This window comes from Cupriavidus sp. GW821-FHT07C08 (genome assembly GCF_059419025.1).
Genome location: NZ_JBWKQZ010000013.1, coordinates 125661 through 140939 on the forward strand (window position 1 = coordinate 125661; position 15279 = coordinate 140939).

Consider the following 15279-nt stretch of genomic DNA (forward strand, 5'->3'; position numbering starts at 1 on the left):
GCAAAACGCCCGGCGATGCCGGGCGTTTTGCCGTGACGCGCTGACGCTTACTCGCCGGCGGCTGCCGCGCGCGACTTCTTGGCCGCAGCGGTCTTGGCGGGGGCCTTCTTGGCCGCCGCCTTCTTGGCCGGTGCCTTGGTGGCTGGCGTCTTGGTGGCTGGCGTCTTGGCCGCGGTCTTCGCTGCCGTCTTGGTTGCCGGCGCCGCCTCGGCCGTGCCATTCGATGCCGCCTTGGCCGTGGTCTTGGCCGCCGTCTTGGCGCCCGCCTTGGGCTCGCGCGCCTCGAACTCGAAGCCGATCTTGCCGTCCGGCTGCTTGACCAGGAAGGCCTTGAAGTTGCGGCCGGTGCGCGACGACTTGAACCCCGTCAGCAGGTCGGTCTTGCCGTCGGTGAGCAGCTTGCCGATCTGCTCGCGGCTGATTTCCTGCTGCAGGATGATCTTGCCGGTGGTGAAGTCGCAGCTCTTGGGACTGGTCGTGCTGTTCTCGCAGACGTACTTCATGCCGTGCTCGAACACCGAGCCGCCGCACTTCGGGCAGGTGCCCACCGGCTCCTGGCCGCTGAAGTCGACCGGCTCGCCGTCGTTGTCGTCGTCATTCTGGCCGAAGTCGAATTCCATCTTGTAATGGCCTTCGTCGTCCTTGCCCAGCTTGAGGATGGCGGCGAACGGACGGCCCATCTTGCTGCGGAAGCCCTGCAGCGGACCGATTTCCTTCTTCAGCAGCAGCTCTTCGACCTCTTCGATCTCGAACTGGCGCCCGCCCGGGATCTTGCTGATCGAGAACTCGCACGCGGTGCAGGCAAAGCGGCGGTAGTTCTCCTTGACCTGCCCGCCGCATTGCGGGCACGGCGTGTCCAGCGTGGCGTAGTCGCCCGGGATGGTGTCGCTGTCGTATTCCTTGGCGCGCTTGACGATCTGCTGCGTCATCTGCGCGATCTCGAGCATGAACTCGTCGCGCTTCATGCGTCCGCGCTCGATCTGCGAGAGCTTGTGCTCCCATTCGCCGGTCAGCTCGGCCTGCGTCAGTTCCAGCACGCCCAGGCCGCGCAACAGCGTCATCAGCTGGAACGCCTTGGCGGTCGGGATCAGCTCACGGCCTTCGCGCACGAGGTATTTTTCCGTCAGCAGGCCTTCGATGATGGCCGCGCGCGTCGCCGGCGTGCCCAGGCCCTTGCCGGCCATGGCTTCGCGCAGCGCGTCGTCGTCCACCAGCTTGCCGGCGCCTTCCATCGCCGACAGCAGCGTGGCTTCGTTGTAGCGCGCGGGCGGCTTGGTGGTCAGGCCGACGCTCTCGACCTTGTCGGTCTTGACCTTCTCGTCCTTGGCCACCGGCACCAGGTTGGCGGCGTCCTTGTCGCCCTGCGCCTCGCGGCCGTATATCACCAGCCAGCCCGGGTTGACCAGCACCTTGCCTTCGGTCTTGAAGTGGTGGCCGGCGACTTCGGTGATGCGGGTGGTGACCTGGAACTCGGCCGCCGGGAAGAACACCGCCAGGAAGCGGCGCACCACCAGGTCGTACAGCTTCTGCTCGGGCTCGGACAGGTTCTTGGGCGCCTGCAGGGTCGGGATGATGGCGAAGTGGTCGCTGATCTTGCTGTTGTCGAAGATCTTCTTGTTCGGCTTGACCCAGCCCTGCGCCAGGATCTTCTTGGCGTGCGGCAGGTAGTTGGGCGAGCTGTCGGCCAGCATGTCCATGGTCTGCTTGACCGTGTCCAGGTAGTCCTCGGGCAGCGCGCGCGCATCGGTACGCGGGTAGGTCAGGACCTTGTGCTTTTCATACAGGGCCTGCGCCAGGCCCAGCGTGTTCTTGGCCGAGAAGCCGAAGCGCGAGTTGGCCTCGCGCTGCAGGGTGGTCAGGTCGAACAGCGCCGGCGACTGCTGCGTCGACGGCTTGGATTCCTCGGTGACCGTGCCGGTCTTGTCGCGGCAGGCGGCGACGATGCTCTTGGCCTCGGCCTCGCTCCACAGGCGCGATTCGCGCGCCTCGGGATCGAACTCGCTCTTCTTGAACTTGGGGTCGAACCAGCGGCCTTCATACAGGCCGGCGGCGGCGATGAACTCGGCCCGCACTTCCCAGTAGTCGCGCGGCACGAAGTGCTTGATCTTCTCTTCACGCTCCACCACGATCGACAGCGTCGGCGTCTGCACGCGGCCCACGGTGGTCAGGAAGAAGCCGCCGCCCTTGCTGTTGAAGGCGGTCATGGCGCGGGTGCCGTTGATGCCGACCAGCCAGTCGGCCTCCGACCGGCAGCGCGCGGCGTCGGCCAGCGGCAGCATGTCTTCGTCTTCACGCAGGCTGGCAAAGCCATCGCGGATCGCCTGCTGCGTCATCGACTGCAGCCACAGCCGGCGCACCGGCTGCTTGGCCTTGGCCTGTTGCGCGATCAGCCGGAAGATCAGTTCCCCTTCGCGCCCCGCGTCACAGGCGTTGATCAGGGCGGTGACGTCCTTGCGCTTGATCAGCCGGTTCAGCACCTTCAGGCGCGACTCGGTCTTGGCGATCGGGCGCAGGTCGAAATGCGGCGGGATCACCGGCAGGTTGGCGAAGCTCCACTTGCCGCGCTTGACCTCGTATTCGTCCGGCGCGGCGATCTCGACCAGGTGGCCGACGGCAGAGGACAGCACGTAGTCGTCGCTCTCGAAATACTCGTCGTGCTTGGTAAACCCCCCGAGGGCACGGGCGATATCCGCCGCGACCGACGGCTTTTCCGCGATGATGAGGGCTTTTGACATGGGAAGGGTCCTTGCGAGCTGCATCCGGCAACCCGCGAATTGCACTACAAACGAAGTAATCAGAACGCCGGGGGGCTATGAGGCGCCAATAATAAGCGCGCTTTCAACGGCGGTGCAAGCAAGCTCCGCCGCCGCCCTTGGCGCCGCCTACGCGGCGCTGCTCCCCCCGGCAAGCAACCAGTCCAGCACCTGCGGGACGTCTTCGGCACTCGCCGGCATCGCCGCACCGCGGCTCAGCATGCGTTCCAGCACCTCGATGTGCGGCAGCAGGGTGCCATAGAACTGGGGCGTGCCCCCCGACGCAGGCTGCACCAGCAGCGTCGGGAAATTCTCAATATCGATATCGCCAAGCGCATCCGCGTGCGTCTCGATGTCGATCCAGACGAAGCAATCCTCCGGATGGCGCGCGGCCAGCGCGGTCAGCGCCGCCAGGTAGTCCCGGCACGTGCCGCACCACTGCGCGCACAGGCAGGCCACCAGGCGACCCTGCGGCCGCGCCGCCAGGCACGCTGCAATGGCGCCGGCGTCACGTTCTGGAAAGTAAACGGTCATGGCATCGGAAACATGAGGCGCCCGCGGCACGCGGGCTGCCGGCGATTGTATCGGTATTGCGCTGCGGCTCACCCAAGCCGCCGGAACAGGTTTCCCGGTAGACGCTCGGCGTGCCCGGCCAGTTCCAGTTCCAGCAGGCGCGCCGCGGCGGCTTCCGGGGGCTGGCCGCTGCGCTCGCACAGCGCATCCAGCGTAACCGGATCGTAGCCGAGAGCGGCCAGCAGGGGGTCGGCGTGGCCAGCAAAGTCAGAAAGATCTGGTTGCTCCGGCGCGGCCGCGGGAACGCGCGTGGCAGCAGGGCGGGCAGGTGCCGGCAGCAGGTTGATCTCTTCCAGCACGTCCTCGACGCGCTCCACCAGCTTCGCGCCTTGCCGGATCAGCAGGTGGCAGCCTGCTGACAGCGGCGCGTGGATCGAGCCCGGGACCGCAAATACCTCGCGCCCCAGGTCGGCCGCCAGCCGTGCGGTGATCAGCGAGCCTGAGCGCGCCGCGGCCTCCACCACCAGCACCCCGCGCGCCAGGGCCGCGATGATGCGGTTGCGACGCGGGAAGTTGGCGGGCAGGCCCTGCATGCCGAGCGGGAATTCGGTGACGATGGCGCCGCGCGCGGCCACTTCGTGCGCCAGCGCCAGGTTCTCGGCCGGATAGACCCGGTCCGCCCCCGTACCCGTAACAGCGACGGTACCGCCACAGCCCTGCAGTCCGCCGGCATGGGCGGCGGCATCGACGCCCAGCGCCAGCCCCGAAACCACCGCCAGCCCCGACTCGGACAGCGCCCGCCCGAAGGCCTGCGCATCGCGCTTGCCCTGCTCGGTGGCGCCGCGCGCGCCGACGATGGCCACCGAAGGACGCGCCAGCAGCGCGGGATCGCCTTTGATATATAGCAGCGGCGGCGGGTCGGGCAGGTCGAGCAGGCGGGCAGGGTAGGTGTCGTCGCCGAACGTGACCACATGGTTGCCGGGTGTGCCGAGCCAGGCGAGGGTGCGTTCGACCAGTGCCGGCAGCCCGGTGCCGGGCCTGGCCAGCACCGCGCGGGCGTGTTTCTTGGGGACCACGGACGACAGCGCTGCCGCGCTCTGCGCCAGGATCTGTTGCGGCAGCCCGAATGCGGCCAGCAGCAGGCGCACCGTGACCGGACCGACCCCGGGCGCACAGGCGAGCTGCAGCCACGCCTTCAGCTCGTCGGGATCGCGCGTGTTGGCCTGCCCGGCAGCGCCGGCATGGCAAAGGGAAGCGGCGGCCGCCGGGGCCGCCTGCGATGTCGCCAAGGCCGGCTCAGCGCGGCGAGGTCGCCCGGTCGCCGACCGAGATCACGTTGGAGGCGTCGGTGACCAGCGCATACGACACCCCCGGGAACACGCGGAAGACGAAGGCCAGGCCGTAGCGTTCGTCAGGCAGGCGGATGGCGCGGTTGCTGTCGGTCTTGTCGGCCACGGTCTCGCCGGTGCGCGACAGCGCCAGCACATGCCCGGGCTCCACCCCGGCCTGGCTGCCGAGGTTGAGCACCACCACCTGCCTGGCGCCGCCGAACTCGACCCCGCCATAGACCTTGGCCACGCGGCCGTCGAACTGCGTATCGGGCGCGTGCGGCACGTAGCGCAGCGCTTCGCGCGCGGGCTGCGGCATCAGCAGCGTGCCCACGCCCATCTCTTGCCTGGCCTGCGTGACCTGCATGGTCGAGACCGCGTCCGGGCCCTGAGCGCCCCGCGCCAGGCGCACGTTGCCTTCGTATTCGGCCTCGTAGCCGAGCACGGCATTGGTGACGGGGTCGCGCACCGGGGTGACCGGGCGGTAGGCCTGCCAGTCGCTGCCTTGCGGCGCGTCGGCGGGGATGCCGCGCGCGTAGCCGGTGTCGTCGCGGCCAAGGATGACGCGCGACTCGGACACGGCGACGATGCGCGCTGAGGTGGCCAGCGTGTCCTGGTCGACCACCAGCGGGCGGATCAGGAAGGGCTCGATATCGGAAGCCGCGATGCTCTGGATGGCGGCGCCGTCGGTGGCGCCGCCGCGCATCTGCGGCGACAGGCGCACCGTGCCGCTGCCGCCCGGCGTGGTCGACAGCCAGGCACGGCCGTCGCGCTGGATCAGGTACAGGATCTGTCCCGGATAGATCAGGTGCGGGTTGCGGATCTGTTGCCGGTTCATGCCCCATAGCTCAGGCCAGCGCCATGGCTGGCGCAGGAAGCGGCCCGAGATCCCCCACAGCGTGTCACCCATGCGCACGGTGTACTGCGACGGCGCATTGGGAGACAGTTCTGAAACGGGAATGCCCTGTTGGGCCGTGCGCTGGGCTTCGGCCTGCTGTGCCGGCGTGACCGTCAGGTCCGCGGCCAGGGCCGGAAGCGTGGCCGCGGCTGTGAAGCCAGCGGCACTCAGCAGCGCACAAGCAAACTTAGGGATGAACGCGTGCAGCCTGCGGCCCGACGCCGCCTGGTGTTCTTTGGTAAGATCGCGCATTTTCCTGACCGGCCGGTGGTTCGGCCGGATTGACCCGGGAGAGCGCGCCTGTTGCGGCGCGCCTTGAATTTTTGTACTTGCGCCCCGATTCTGCATGTAAACACCGGCCGCCGCAACGCGGTCCGGTTGCCGGCAGCAGCCGGCGTTGCGCCTGAGCATCATGGCAAAACTCGATATCCTGACCTACCCCGATCCCCGCCTGCACACCGTTGCCAAACCCGTTGCGGCGGTGGACGACCGTATCCGCCAGCTGGTGAAGGACATGGCTGAAACCATGTACGAAGCGCCCGGCATCGGGCTCGCCGCCACGCAGGTCAACGTGCACGAGCAGGTGGTGGTGATCGACGTCTCGGAAACGCGCGACCAGCTCCAGGTCTTTATCAACCCGGAGATCATCTGGGCCAGCGACAACCGCAAGGTGTGGGAAGAGGGCTGCCTGTCGGTGCCCGAGGTCTATGACCGCGTCGAGCGCCCCGACCGGGTGCGCGTGCGCGCGCTCAACGAGAAGGGCGAAAGCTTCGAGCTCGAAGCCGACGACCTGCTGGCGGTCTGCATCCAGCACGAGATCGATCACCTGCGCGGCAAGGTCTTTGTCGAGTACCTGTCGCCGCTCAAGCTCAACCGCATCAAGAGCAGGCTGCAGAAGCGCGAGCGCACCCGCATGTAAGCGGCGTCCTGCCACAAAGATGTAACAGCCCGCCCGGAATCCCGGCGCCAGCGCGCGGCACCCGCGCGGGGTCTGTTATCTTTATGACTTCCGAAGAACAAAAGTACCGGCCGCGATAGCGGCCGGTTCTGTTTCAGGCCACGGAATCTGCCATGTCCCAAGCCAGACCCCTGCGTGTCGCCTTTGCCGGCACGCCCGAGTTCGCGCGCGTCGCGCTGGAAGCCATCCACGCCGCCGGTTTTCCCGTCGTGGCGGTGCTGACGCAGCCTGACCGCCCCGCCGGCCGCGGCATGCAGCTGCAGGCCAGCCCGGTGAAGCAGTTCGCCGCCGCCAGCGGCCTTGGGCCAGTGCTGCAGCCGCGCTCGCTGCGCCGCCAGGGCAAGTACCCGGAAGACGCCGCCGCGGCCATCGACGCGCTCGCCGGCACCGCCCCCGACGTGATGGTGGTGGCCGCCTACGGCCTGATCCTGCCGGCCGAGGTGCTGACCCTGCCGCGCCTGGGCTGCCTGAATATCCACGGCTCGCTGCTGCCGCGCTGGCGCGGCGCAGCGCCGATCCACCGCGCCATCGAAGCGGGCGATGCCGAGACCGGCATCACGCTGATGCAGATGGACGAAGGCCTGGACACCGGCGACATGCTCACGCGCGAGGCCGTGCCGATCGGCCTGGACGACACCACCGGCAAGCTGCATGACACCCTGGCCGCGCTGGGCGCGCGCATGACCGTGGCAGCGCTGCAGGAACTGGCCGCCGGCCGCGCGCTGGCCGCCACGCCGCAGCCGGCCGAAGGCGTCACCTACGCCGAGAAGATCGCCAAGGACGAGGCGCCGCTGGACCTGCGCCGCCCGGCCGCGGCGCTGGCCAACCAGGTGCGCGCGTTCAACCCGTTCCCGGGCGCGACGGTGCAGGTCGGCGATACCGTGATCAAGTGCTGGCAGGCCGTGCCGCTGGCCGCCGCCAGCAGCCTGCCGCATCCGCCCGGCACGGTGCTGGCGGCCGACGCCGCCGGCGTCCTCATCGCCTGCGGCGACGGCAGCGCACTGCAGGTCACCGAGCTACAGAAGCCGGGCGGGCGCCGCCAGCCCGCGCAGCAGTTCCTGCAGGGCCTGCCGCTGCCGCCGGGCACGCGCTGCGCGGTACCCGGCAACGGCGCCGAGCAGGCATGATCGGGGGCCTTTGCCGCACATGGCAACATAAGTGCCGGCGGAACCGCCCGGCGGGCGCGACCGGCCACGGCTCCCCCTGAAACCGTTGAACAGCCGTTGAATTTTCGGGTATCGCCCCCTATCTAACGGTCATCGCGTCCGCTTTTCCCCCGGGACGCGGCTCACGATTACACGGAGATCACCGCAATGTTCAACTGGGTCAAGACCTTCATGCTGATGGCGGCCATCACGGCGCTGTTCATCGTCATCGGCGGCATGATCGGCGGGCGCAGCGGCATGATGATGGCGCTGCTGCTTGCGCTGGGCATGAACTTCTTCTCCTACTGGTTCTCGGACAAGATGGTCCTGCGCATGTACAACGCGCAGGAAGTCGACGCCGGCAGCGCGCCGCAGTTCTACGGCATGGTGCAGGAACTGGCGCAGCGCGCCGGCCTGCCGATGCCGCGCGTGTACCTGATCAACGAAGACGCGCCCAACGCCTTTGCCACCGGCCGCAACCCGGAGCACGCCGCGGTGGCGGCCACCACCGGCATCCTGCGGGTGCTGTCCGAGCGCGAACTGCGCGGCGTGATGGCGCATGAGCTGGCGCACGTGCGCCACCGCGACATCCTGACCTCGACCATCGCCGCTACCATGGCCGGTGCGATCTCGGCGCTGGCCAATATGGCGATGTTCTTCGGCGGGCGCGACGAGAACGGCAACCGCAGCAACCCGATCGCCAGCATTGCCGTGGCAATCCTGGCCCCGCTGGCGGCATCGCTGATCCAGATGGCGATCTCGCGCGCACGTGAGTTCGAGGCCGACCGCGGCGGCGCCGAGATCAGCGGCGACCCGCAGGCGCTGGCCAGCGCACTGGACAAGATCCACCGCTACGCCCAGGGCATCCCGTTCCAGGCGGCCGAAGAACATCCGGCCACGGCGCAGATGATGATCATGAACCCGCTCTCGGGCGGCGCCATTGCCAACCTGTTCTCGACCCACCCGGCCACCGAGGAGCGCATCGCGCGCCTGATGCAGATGGCCCAGACCGGCACCTATCCCGCCTGAGCGGCCGGAAATCCGGGGCAGGGCCCCCGCACAGGGTAAACTGCCCGCTGTTCCGCACGGACCGGCGGGCTTTTTTTGTGCCCGCGCCGGCCTGCTTCCCGATTCCAACGCCTGACCCGCTGCCTGACCGATATGCGCCTGCCTCCCGATTCGCTTGCCTTCCAGATGCTTGGCGCCGCCACCGCGGTGCGCGCCGTCAGCGAAGGCACAGCCTTGCCCCAGGCGATCGAGGACGCCGCCGCACAGCTGCGCCTGGACCGCGTGCGCGATGCCGCCACGCGCGGCGCGCTGCAGGACATCGCCTATCGCACCATGCGTCAGTTCGGCACGGCACGCGCACTGGTGACGAAGCTGGTCACGCGCCCGCCGGGCGCGCAGGTCGATTCGCTGCTGGCCGTGGCGCTGGCGCTGCTGCTGGAGCACGCGCCGGGTCCGCGCGACAAGCAGGACAGCGCGGACAAGTCGCGCCAGGATGCGGACTCCGGCCGCCCGGGCTACAGCACCTTCACGGTGGTCGACCAGGCGGTCAGCGCCGCCGCCTCCGAACCCAAGACTGCGCATGCGCGCGGCCTGGTCAACGCGGTGCTGCGCCGTTTCCTGCGCGAACGCAAGGCGCTGCTGGCCGAGGTCAACCGCGACGAGCAGGCGCGCTGGAACCTGCCGCCGTGGTGGCTGCGCATGCTGCGCGAGGCCTACCCGGACCAGTGGATGGCCCTGGCCGCCAGCGCCAACGTGCGCCCGCCGATGACGGTGCGCGTCAACACCGCGCGCGTGTCCGTGCAGCAGTACCAGACCGATCTTGCCAACGCCGGCCTGGCTGGCCATGTGGTCGGCCCGCAGGCGGTGCGCCTGGTGCGCGCGGTGCCGGTGACGCAGTTGCCGGGCTTTGCCGAAGGCGTGGTCTCAGTGCAGGATGCCGGCGCGCAGCTGGCCGCGCCGCTGCTCGAGGTGGCCGACGGCATGCGCGTGCTGGATGCCTGCGCGGCGCCCGGCGGCAAGACCGGGCACCTGCTGGAACTGGCCGATATCGACGTCACCGCGGTGGAAAGCGACCCGCAGCGCACCACCCGCATCGGCGAGAACCTGGCGCGCCTGGGCAAGCAGGCCAGGATCGTGGTCGGCGATGCCAGCCGGCCCGCCGACTGGTGGGACGGCCAGCTCTTTGACCGCATCCTGGCCGACGTGCCGTGCTCCGCTTCGGGCATTGTGCGGCGCCATCCCGATATCCGCTGGCTGCGCCGCGAGACCGATATTGCCAAGCTCATCACCGAGCAGCGCCGCATCGTCTCGCAACTGTGGCCGCTGCTCAAACCGGGCGGCATCCTGGTCTATGTCACCTGTTCTATTTTCCCAACGGAAGGCGAGGAGCAGGCGCGCTGGTTTGGTGCACAGCTGGCAGATGCGATACGATTGCAGGCGCCGGGGCAGCTGCTGCCCGGCACTCATACCACGCAAGCAGCCGGTGCCAATGGCGAAGAGGACGCCACTGCCGGCACCAGCCTGCCGTCGGATCACGATGGCTTCTTCTACGCCCGCTTCCAGAAACGCGCCTGATCTGATCCGATGCTGAGCACGCCGCGCCTGTCAGACTTCCGCGTCATGTTGAACACGAACGTGGACACTGCCGCGGACCAGGCGTGCCCGAGTCTGCGCCCCGGCAGCGCGGGCAGGCGTGGCCTGCTGGCGCGGTGGTGGTTTGCACTGGTGCTGGCGCTCGCCTCGCTACTGTGGTTGCCGCCCGCTGCGCGCGCACAGGTCATCGAGGCCACCGACGCGCGCATCGAATTCCAGGATGGCGGCTTCGAGCTTGCCGCCAGCTTCGACTTCGACCTGCCGCCCGTGCTGGAAGACGCATTGCACAAGGGCATCTCCCTCTATTTCGCGGTCGACTTCCAGCTCTCGCGTTCGCGCTGGTACTGGTTCGACGACAAGCCGGTCAACACCAGCCGCAGCGTGCGCCTGTCGTACCAGCCGCTGACGCGCCAGTACCGTGTCTCCACCGGCGGCCTGCAGCTGCCATTCACGCGCTTGAAGAGCGCGCTGCAGTTCATCCAGCGCGTGCGCGGCTGGCGCGTGTTCGAGCGCAATGCGGTCAAGCCGGGCGAGACCTACCACGCCGAAGTGCGCATGCGGCTGGACCTGTCGCAACTGCCCAAGCCGTTCCAGATCAACGCCGTCAACACGCGTGAATGGAACCTGGCCTCCGACTGGCGGCGCTTTGTCTATACGGTGCCGACGGACCTGAACCCACCGCCGCCACCGCCACCGCCCGCAGCACCGCCGCCGCCCGCGCCGGCCCCAGGCCCCGCATCGCCGGCGCTGCCGGCATCGCCCGCCGTACCCGCGCCTGCGTCGGCGCCGGCCGCTGCCATTGACTCGCGCGGCCTGACCATGCAGACGGTGTCGTATGGACTGTCGCCCGCACTGCTGGTGCAGCCCGCATCGAGCCAGCCATGAACAACTCGCTGTGGGACAGCCGGTTCCGGCGCGTGCTGTACCGCGTCGTGGCCGGCATCATCGTCTTCCTGGCGCTGGTGCTGGTGGGCCTGCTGGCCGGGGCATCGGCCAACACCGAATTCTTCGATCGCTATTTCACGCTGCTGTTCAAGGTGAACCTGGTGATCGGCGCCCTGCTGGTGCTGATCGTGGGTGCGCTGGCGCTGACGCTGTGGCTGCGCTATCGCCGCGGCAAGTTCGGCACGCGGCTGATGACCAAGCTCGCCGTGTTCTTCGGCGTGGTGGGCGTGCTGCCCGGCGTGCTGATCTACCTGGTCTCGCTGCAGTTCGTCTCGCGCAGCATCGAGTCCTGGTTCGACGTGCGCGTGGAAACCGCGCTCGAGGCCGGCCTGAACCTGGGCCGCGCCACCATCGACAGCTCGCTCGCCGACCTGCAGGTCAAGGCACGCCTGATGGCCGAGCAGCTCGCCGGCGCCTCCGGCGTGGCCACCTCGCTGCAGCTGAACCGCCTGCGCGAGCAGTATGGCGTCCAGGAAGCCGCCATCTTCACCGGCAGCGGCCGCGTGCTGGCCACGGCGTCCAGCAGCTATGCGTCGCTGGTGCCGGACCTGCCTTCCGGCGTGCTGGCCGAACAGGCACGGCTGGCCGGTGGCTACGCGGCGGTGGAGGGCGGCACCGACCCGTCGGGCGACGGCAGCCCGAGCACCGAGCGCGCCGACAGCAGCCACCTGTACCGGCTGCGCGTGATCATTCCACTGGGCGCAAGCCCAACCACCGCACAGAATGAAGCGGCAGGCGGCAGCGCCCCGCGCGCGCTGGCCAAGCCGCCGCGCTGGGCCGGCTCCGGCCTGTCCGTGGAGCGCCGCCCGGAGGAATCGCCGTCGAGCGGCTTCGGGCTGGTCGGCGAGACCGTGCGCGAAGAGCGCTACCTGCAGGTGCTGCACCCGGTGCCGGCGGTGCTCGCGCGCAATGCCGACGAGGTCCAGCGCGCGTACCAGGAATACCAGGAGAAGGCGCTGGGCCGCACCGGCCTGCGCAAGATGTATATCGGCACGCTGACGCTGACGCTGTTCCTGGCCGTCTTCATCGCGGTGATGCTGGCGCTGCTGCTGGGCGGGCAACTGGCGCGGCCGCTGCTGATGCTGCTGCAGGGGACCAAGGAAGTGGCCGAGGGCGACCTCTCGCCCAAGCGCGAACTGAAAAGCCGCGACGAGCTCGGCATGCTCACGCAGCAGTTCAACCAGATGACGCGCCAGCTGGCCGAGGCGCGGCTGGCGGTGGAAGAGAACCGCACCGCGCTGGAGCAATCGAAGGCCTACCTGGAAAGCGTGCTGCAGAACCTGACCGCCGGCGTGCTGGTGTTCGACCGCCGTTTTGTGCTGATTACCGCCAATCCCGGCGCGGAGCGCATCTTCCGCCAGCCGCTCGGCGCGGTGCTGGGCCTGCCGGTTGAGCAGATCCCTGGCATGGGGCCGTTCGGCGAGATCGTGCGCCAGGCCTTCTCGGACCAGAACACCAGCGAGGTGCTGGGCGGCGCCGAGCACTGGCAGAAGCAGATCGAACTGCCGCAGGGCGAAGAGCAGCCGCTTACGCTGCTGGTGCGCGGCGCACGCCTGCCCGGCGGCGAGCGCGATGAGCCCGGCTACGTGATCGTGTTCGACGATATCTCCGATGTGATTTCCGCTCAACGCTCAGTGGCCTGGGGCGAGGTGGCACGGCGCCTTGCGCACGAGATCAAGAACCCGCTGACGCCGATCCAGCTCTCGGCCGAGCGCCTGCAGATGAAGCTCTCGCCCAAGCTCGAGGGCACCGACGCCGATGTGCTCAAGCGTGGCGCCGCCACCATCGTCAACCAGGTGTCCGCGATGAAGCGCATGGTCGATGACTTCCGCGACTACGCGCGCACGCCGCCAGCGGTGCTGCAGTCGCTGCAGCTCAACAGCCTGGTGGCGGAGGTGCTGCACCTGTACGGCATCGATGATCCCGCAGTGCACGAGCATCCGGTGATCCATCCGACGCTGGGCACCGCGCTGCCCGAGATCAAGGGCGATCCGACGCAGTTGCGCCAGGTCATCCACAACCTGCTGCAGAACGCACAGGATGCCGCCACCGAGAACGTCGCGGCCGGTAGGGCGGCGCCCCATATCACTCTGCACACCGAGACTGTAGAATACAAAGATTCTGCCGGCGAAAACCGCCAGGCCGTCAAGCTCACCATTGCGGACAATGGTCCCGGTTTTGCACCACGAATCCTGAGCCGTGCGTTCGAGCCCTACGTGACCACGAAAGCCAAGGGCACGGGCCTGGGGCTCGCGATGGTAAAGAAGATCATTGACGAACACGGCGCGCGAATCGAGTTGCGCAATCGCATGGAAGGTGCGGAGATCGTCGGTGCACAGATCTCGATCCTGTTCGTTAAACTGACATAGTCAATAATGGCGTCCGGTCCCGGAACGCTGCGGTGGGGTTAAGAGGGGAAGTATGGCAACGATCCTCGTAGTCGATGACGAAATGGGAATCCGGGAACTGCTCTCGGAGATCCTCAGCGACGAAGGCCACGTGGTTGAACTCGCGGAGAACGCGCTGCAAGCGCGCGAATTCCGCGCGGCGGGTACGCCCGACCTCGTGCTGCTCGATATCTGGATGCCCGATACCGATGGCGTGACCCTGCTCAAGGAATGGTCCGCGCAGGGACAGCTGACGATGCCCGTCATCATGATGTCGGGCCACGCCACCATCGACACGGCGGTCGAGGCGACCAAGATCGGCGCGCTCAATTTCCTTGAGAAGCCGATCGCACTGCAGAAGCTGCTGTCCGCGGTCGAGCAGGGCCTGGCCCGCGGCATCGAACGCCCGCGCAGCAGCACGGCCGCCACCGCCGCGCCCGTCGCGGCGCCGTCGGCCGAACCCGGTTTGGCCGACGCCGTGCCCGAGGCCACCGCCGAGGCCGCCCCCAACGGCAGCCCCGCGCGCGTGCCCGAGGCCGAGATGCAGTTCTCCTTCGACATGCCGCTGCGCGAAGCGCGCGACCTGTTCGAGCGCGCCTACTTCGAATACCACCTGCTGCGCGAACACGGCAGCATGACCCGCGTGGCCGAGAAGACTGGGCTGGAGCGTACCCACCTGTACCGCAAGCTCAAGCAGCTCGGCGTCGAACTGGGCCGCAACAAGCCCGAGCCGGCCGAGCAATGAGGCAGTGACGCACATGACGCTTGACTGAGCAAAAAAGTCCAGTTATAGTTTCGCTTCTTTGGCCCGGTAGCTCAGTCGGTAGAGCAGAGGATTGAAAATCCTTGTGTCGGCGGTTCGATTCCGTCCCAGGCCACCAGAACAAGAAAAGCCCGGCTCCCGCAGCCGGGCTTTTTGCATTGGGGCGCAGTGTCATAAACGCCCGGACTCTCGTCCCCGCGCTGTCGCTGCAACGGCGAAACACTTCCCGGCTCAACGCCAGCAACGCGCAACAGCCAACCCAGAAGTAAATATCTTCTACTTGGCAGCCGATATAAGTATCTCTACGATGCCCTGATGCGCTGCCGCCCGGCGGCGCGGACCGAGCCGGCCAAGCCGCACCCATAACGCGGACATCCGGTCCAGGGCTATCGCTTTCTTACCGGGGGGTCTGATGGATACGTTGATCGGGACAGACAACCGCTGGCCGCCGCAGACTGCGGGCGACGAGCGCGGCTTGTGGAAGAGCACCATGGCCGCGGCCAGCCACGCGCTGGGGGCGGCGGGGCGGGTGCAGCAGGCGGTCTCGCAGACGCTGAAGCTGCAGCACAAGATCCGCGCGCTGCGCGACGAGCTGCACCAGGTGGAGGCCGAGCGCGACGTCTACCGCGAGCTGCATGCGCGCACGGTCGAGGAGCTGCACCAGGCGATTGACCGCAGCCCGGCAGAGATCCGGCGGCTGCGTGCAGAGACCGAGGCCATGCAGGTGCGCCACCGCGCCTACAAGCTGCTGGTGCAGCACTACATGCGCCTGGGCACGCCGATCGATCCCGCGGTATTTGCCGAGCAGCGCAGCCGCGTGCAGCAGCACATCCTGTTCCAGCGCCGCAAGGGCATTCCGGTGGCACAGATCCGCGTCGAGGACATCGCGTTCCTGCTGCGCTGAGACGCAGCGATTCGAAACCCTGTGTCAGCACACAACAAAGTCGCCGCGCATTGACGCACCCGGGCCCGGACGGAACACTGTCGC

General features: G+C 68.3%; 12 protein-coding genes and 1 tRNA gene. 9 read left to right on the forward strand and 4 right to left on the reverse strand.

Features of this window, described 5'->3' with window-relative positions; translation table 11 throughout:
* Nucleotides 1-47 precede the first annotated feature (47 nt).
* From AC07UK_RS18080 to AC07UK_RS18095, 4 genes are all read right to left on the reverse strand, one after another.
* Nucleotides 48-2735, reverse strand: a complete 2688-nt coding sequence (locus tag AC07UK_RS18080; protein ID WP_436222992.1) for a DNA topoisomerase III — start codon at nucleotides 2733-2735, stop codon at nucleotides 48-50.
* Between the two features lie 147 nt (nucleotides 2736-2882).
* Nucleotides 2883-3287 carry a thioredoxin domain-containing protein gene (locus AC07UK_RS18085; protein WP_018312051.1) on the reverse strand — a complete coding sequence of 135 codons (405 nt, stop codon included), beginning with the start codon at nucleotides 3285-3287 and terminating at the stop codon, nucleotides 2883-2885.
* A 68-nt stretch (nucleotides 3288-3355) separates the two neighbouring features.
* Nucleotides 3356-4555 (reverse strand): DNA-processing protein DprA, encoded by a 1200-nt coding sequence (gene dprA, locus AC07UK_RS18090; RefSeq protein WP_494686555.1) that lies wholly within the window; start codon nucleotides 4553-4555, stop codon nucleotides 3356-3358.
* A gap of 7 nt (nucleotides 4556-4562) precedes the next feature.
* Complete coding sequence (locus tag AC07UK_RS18095) at nucleotides 4563-5744, reverse strand: LysM peptidoglycan-binding domain-containing protein (protein ID WP_494686554.1); 1182 nt, start codon at nucleotides 5742-5744, stop codon at nucleotides 4563-4565.
* A 160-nt stretch (nucleotides 5745-5904) separates the two neighbouring features.
* On the opposite strand from AC07UK_RS18095, the gene def reads away from it, so the two are divergent.
* From def to AC07UK_RS18140, 9 genes are all read left to right on the forward strand, one after another.
* Nucleotides 5905-6411 carry a peptide deformylase gene (gene def / locus AC07UK_RS18100; RefSeq protein ID WP_013958444.1) on the forward strand — a complete coding sequence of 169 codons (507 nt, stop codon included), beginning with the start codon at nucleotides 5905-5907 and terminating at the stop codon, nucleotides 6409-6411.
* A 152-nt stretch (nucleotides 6412-6563) separates the two neighbouring features.
* Nucleotides 6564-7577 (forward strand): methionyl-tRNA formyltransferase, encoded by a 1014-nt coding sequence (gene fmt, locus AC07UK_RS18105; RefSeq protein ID WP_494686553.1) that lies wholly within the window; start codon nucleotides 6564-6566, stop codon nucleotides 7575-7577.
* A gap of 186 nt (nucleotides 7578-7763) precedes the next feature.
* The gene (gene htpX / locus AC07UK_RS18110; protein WP_013958442.1) at nucleotides 7764-8624 is read left to right on the forward strand and encodes a zinc metalloprotease HtpX; all 861 of its coding nucleotides are present in this window, start codon (nucleotides 7764-7766) and stop codon (nucleotides 8622-8624) included.
* 132 nt (nucleotides 8625-8756) lie between these two features.
* Entirely contained in the window at nucleotides 8757-10178 is a 1422-nt protein-coding gene (gene rsmB / locus AC07UK_RS18115) for a 16S rRNA (cytosine(967)-C(5))-methyltransferase RsmB (RefSeq protein ID WP_436222988.1), read from the forward strand.
* Nucleotides 10179-10187: 9 nt separating this feature from the next.
* Nucleotides 10188-11081 (forward strand): DUF4390 domain-containing protein, encoded by an 894-nt coding sequence (locus AC07UK_RS18120; RefSeq protein ID WP_494686552.1) that lies wholly within the window; start codon nucleotides 10188-10190, stop codon nucleotides 11079-11081.
* Nucleotides 11078-13510, forward strand: coding sequence for a sensor histidine kinase (locus AC07UK_RS18125; protein WP_436222986.1), 2433 nt, complete (start codon nucleotides 11078-11080; stop codon nucleotides 13508-13510). The genes AC07UK_RS18120 and AC07UK_RS18125 overlap by 4 nt, the downstream gene beginning before the upstream one ends.
* Nucleotides 13511-13562: 52 nt before the next feature.
* Nucleotides 13563-14273, forward strand: a complete 711-nt coding sequence (locus tag AC07UK_RS18130) for a response regulator (RefSeq protein ID WP_494686551.1) — start codon at nucleotides 13563-13565, stop codon at nucleotides 14271-14273.
* 60 nt (nucleotides 14274-14333) lie between these two features.
* Nucleotides 14334-14409: transfer RNA gene (locus tag AC07UK_RS18135), tRNA-Phe, on the forward strand.
* A 294-nt stretch (nucleotides 14410-14703) separates the two neighbouring features.
* Nucleotides 14704-15195, forward strand: a complete 492-nt coding sequence (locus AC07UK_RS18140) for a hypothetical protein (RefSeq protein ID WP_494686550.1) — start codon at nucleotides 14704-14706, stop codon at nucleotides 15193-15195.
* Nucleotides 15196-15279: the final 84 nt, after the last annotated feature.